Genomic DNA, 3,812 nt, shown 5'->3' with positions numbered 1-3,812 from the left:
GGCGCCCGCCGCTGCGGCGGTCGTGATGGTGCTCCTCCTGCAGCTCAAGGACACGCTGCACACCGGCATCGCCCGACTCTCGAGCGAGGAGTTGGCAGCCGCGTTCCAACTGCTGCTGATCTCGGTGGTGATCCTGCCGGTCCTGCCCGACCAGGGCTTCGGGCCGTACGGTGCCATCAATCCGTACCGGTTCTGGTGGGCGGTCGTGCTGATCGCCGGCTTGTCGTTTGCGGGGTACGTCGCCATGCGCGTCACCGGCCCGCGTCGGGGCCTCATGATCACGGCGCTACTGGGCGGCATCGTGTCCTCCACGGCCACGACCGCAGCCTTGGCGCGGATGGCGGCGACCACCCCCGCGCTGGCGCGTCCGGCCGCCGCCGGCGCCATCTTGGCCTGCGCGGCGATGTTCGCCCGCATGATCGGGGTGATCGCCGTGACGGCGCCGTCCTTGCTCGCCGGCCTGTGGCCCCTCCTGGCCGCGATGGCGGTCACCGGCGGAGTGCTGGGTCTGCTGTGGCAGCGGACCTCGAACGCCGCGCTGCCCGAGCCCGCGCTACCCAACCCGCTCGCGCTGCGCTTTGCGCTGGGCTTCGCCGCCTTGCTCGCTGTCGTCGCGCTGGTCAGCCGGGCGCTGACGGACTGGTGGGGTGAAGCGGGCTTGTTCCTGACGTCGGCGATCGCCGGTCTCGCGGATGTCGACGCCATCATCGTCAGCACCGGGCGAATGGTGGGCGAGGGGATCGTGACGCCGGCGGCGGCCGCCTGGGCGCTGCTGCTTGGCGCGGCCGTCAACCAGGCCACCAAGCTGGCGTTGGCCGCCGGTCTGGCCGGGCGCGCCGTGGCGGGGCCCTTGGCGCTGGCGTACGCGCTGATGGCCGCGGCGGGCGCGTTGACAGCCTGGGGCATGGCCTAGGCCAGTTTGCGCCGGAACACGGCGGCGGCCGCCACGAACAGCGCCAACCCGATCCCGGTCATGGCCAGGGCCTGGGGCCAGAGCTCGGCCCAGCCGGTGCCCTTGAGGAAGATGCCCAGCAGTACCTCCATGTAGTAGCGCAGAGGGCTGAGCAGCGAGGCACTTTGAAGCACGGGCGGCATCGATTCGATCGGCGTCATCGTGCCCGACAGGAACAGCACCGGGAACAGCGCGAAGAAGGCCAGCAGCAGCGCCTGCTGCAACGTGCGGGTCACCGCGGCCACGAACACACCCATGGCGATCGCGCTGAGCTGGAACAGTGCCGCGAGCACCATCAGCGTCACCAGGCTGCCGCGCTGGGGCACGTCGAACGCCGCCACGATCAGCAGAGCCGGGAAGATCGCCAGCAGATTCACCGCCACGGTCGGGATGGTCTTGGCGGCGAACAGCTCCAGCGGCGTGATCGGGGTCACCAGCAACTGCTCGATGGTCCCGTGCTCCTTCTCGCGCACGATCGATGCGGCCGGAACCATGACCCCGACCAGCATCGCGGCCAGGGCCATCATCGAGAGCACCATGAAGTTCTTGGTTTCCTGCTCGGGGTTGTACCAGACCCGGGGGACGGCCACGGCCTGGCCGGGGCGCGTGCCCAGCGCCACCTGCAGCGGGGGACGGTCGCCTTCAAACCGCCGCACGACCTGCATGGCGTAGTGGCGGGCGTTCTCGGCCACGTTGGAGTTGGTGCCATCGAGCAGCAGTTGCAGGGTCGGCCGGGTGCCGCGCTGGTAGGCCTGCTCAAACCCCGGCGGGATCACCCAGACCATGGCCACCCGCCCGGCCTGCAGGGCCTGTTCGCCTCGCCGGGGCTGATCGCTCACCTCGCGCAGCTCAAAGGTCTCGGTCGCCTGCAGCAAGGCGACCAAATGCCGGCTGGCCACGCTCTGGTCCTGGTCCACCACCGCCACCGGGAGTTCGCGGATTTCGAAGGTCAAGGCCAGCGTGCACATCACCGCTTCGACGGTGTACAGGAACAGGATCAGGAACAGCACGGTGCGGTCACGCAACACTTGCGTCACCTCCTTGCGCAGCAGGCCGACAAAGCGCCCGCTCACGCCGCCACCTTCTGGCGCAGGCGCCACGCCGCGAAGACAAACACCACCGCCGTGTACAGTGCCAGCCAGGCCAAATTAGGCGCCAGCGCCACCAGGCCGGCATCCTTGAGCACCACATCGCGCGAGATTTCGACGAAATAGCTCGCCGGCACAAGGGTGCTGTAGAGCTGCAACATCAGCGGCATGGTGAACACCGGGAACAGGAAGCCCGAGAACAGGAACGAGGGCATCAGGCTGACGATCAGCGCCACCAGCATGGCGCTGAGCTGGGTCCGGGTGATGGTCGAGACCAGCAGGCCGATACCCACCGTGGTCAGCACGTAGACCCCGGACGCGGCCGCCAGCAGCGCCGGGCTGCCGGCGAACGGCACGTCGAACCAGACGATCCCGACACCGACCAGCAGCGCCATCTCCAGCAGCGCGACGCCGGCATAGGGCAAGAGCTTGGCCAGCACGAACTCCGCCGAGGTCACCGGCGAGGCGTAAATCTGTTCAATCGTGCCCGACTCCTTCTCGCGCACGATCGCCAACGCCGTGAGCAGAGGCGGGAACGCCATCAGGATCACGGCGAACAGTCCCGGGATAACAAAATTCGCGCTGCGAAGACCCGGGTTGTACCAGACCCGGACTTGGGTCTCGATCCGTTGGCGCGGCGCCGCCGGATAGCTGGCGACAATGGCTTCGGCGTAGCCCAAGGCCAGCGCGGCACTGGAGGCGAACGCGCCGTCTACCAGCAGCTGCACCGGCGCGGCCTCACCGCGCACCAGCGCCCGCTGAAAGCGACGCGGCACGACCAGGACCACGCGCACCTGGCCGCGTTGCAATGCCTGTTCGGCCTGGCGCGTCGTGTCGAACGCGTGACTTTGCTCAAAGTACCCACTGGATGTGAACCGATCCACCAGTTCCCGGCTCGCCGGCGACCGGTCTTCGTCCAGGACGCCCAGGCGGATGTTGTTGACATCCAAGGTGACGGCATAGCCGAACAGAAACAGCATCACCAGCGGCATCAGGATCGCCAGGCCGATGGTCAGCGGATCGCGCGCCAGCTCCCGACACTCTTTGCCCATCAGCGCCAGCACGCGCCGGCGGTTCATGCGGCAGCTCCCGTCTTCGCCGTGGCCTGGGCGATGGCCTGCACGAACACCGTCTCCACCGAGGCATCCGCCGACTGACCGGTCTGGGCCCGCAAGGCGTCGAGCGTGCCCCAGCCGATCAAGGCGCCCTGGTGCATCAGGCCAATGCGGTCGCAGTACGCCGCCTCGTCCAGGTAGTGGGTAGTGACCAGGATGCTCATGCCGCCCTGGGCCAAGCGCCGGATCAGCCACCAGAAGCGATAACGCGCCAAGGGGTCCACGCCGGAGGTGGGTTCGTCGAGAAACAACACGGCAGGCTGGTGCAGGATGGCGCAGGCCAAGGCCAGCCGCTGGCGCTCGGCGCCGGACAGCGCCGCCACCAGCCGCCCCGACTCCAGGGTCAGTCCCAGTTGCGCGGTCGCCTGCGCGATCGCCTCGCGGGCCCGTGCACCGCGCAGGCCGTAGGCGCTGGCGAAGAAATCGAGGTTCTCTTGCGCCGTGAGGTCGAGGTAGAGCGAAAAACGTTGGGACATGTAGCCGATGCGCTGGCGCACGACGGCGATCTGGCCGGGCAGCGACAAGCCGGCGACCTGCGCCTGGCCTTCGGAAAAGGGCACCAGCCCACACAGGCCCCGAATCAGCGTGGTCTTGCCGGCGCCGTTGGGCCCGAGCAGGGCGAGCAACTCGCCGGGCTGGATAGACAGCGACACCCGG

At 68.7% G+C, this 3,812-nt stretch carries 4 protein-coding genes; 1 reads left to right on the top strand and 3 read right to left on the bottom strand.

From position 1 onward, the window contains the following. Positions 1-913 (top strand): DUF4010 domain-containing protein (locus tag K0M70_RS06220; protein WP_290780716.1); only part of this gene is annotated, 913 nt, incomplete at its 5' end. Here K0M70_RS06220 and K0M70_RS06215 read toward each other — a convergent pair. From K0M70_RS06215 to K0M70_RS06205, 3 genes are all read right to left on the bottom strand, one after another. Continuing rightward, entirely contained in the window at positions 910-2,025 is a 1,116-nt protein-coding gene (locus tag K0M70_RS06215) for an ABC transporter permease (RefSeq protein ID WP_133821500.1), read from the bottom strand. The genes K0M70_RS06220 and K0M70_RS06215 overlap by 4 nt on opposite strands. Continuing rightward, the gene (locus K0M70_RS06210; RefSeq protein WP_133821501.1) at positions 2,022-3,119 is read right to left on the bottom strand and encodes an ABC transporter permease; all 1,098 of its coding nucleotides are present in this window, start codon (positions 3,117-3,119) and stop codon (positions 2,022-2,024) included. Before K0M70_RS06210 ends, K0M70_RS06215 begins: the two co-directional genes overlap by 4 nt. Further along, a partial coding sequence (locus K0M70_RS06205; protein WP_290780709.1) for an ABC transporter ATP-binding protein occupies positions 3,116-3,812 on the bottom strand: 697 nt, incomplete at its 5' end. The genes K0M70_RS06205 and K0M70_RS06210, both read right to left, overlap by 4 nt.

The organism is Arenimonas sp. (assembly GCF_019459675.1).
Taxonomy (GTDB): domain Bacteria; phylum Pseudomonadota; class Gammaproteobacteria; order Xanthomonadales; family Xanthomonadaceae; genus Arenimonas.
The sequence above is the reverse complement of the archived record's forward strand: the minus strand, read 5'-3'. Positions and strand labels throughout refer to the sequence as shown.

Coding starts and splice junctions, on each gene's coding strand:
- K0M70_RS06210 (WP_133821501.1), bottom strand. CDS start 3,119: ATGAACCGCCGGCGCGTGCTGGCGCTGATGGGCAAAGAGTGTCGGGAG.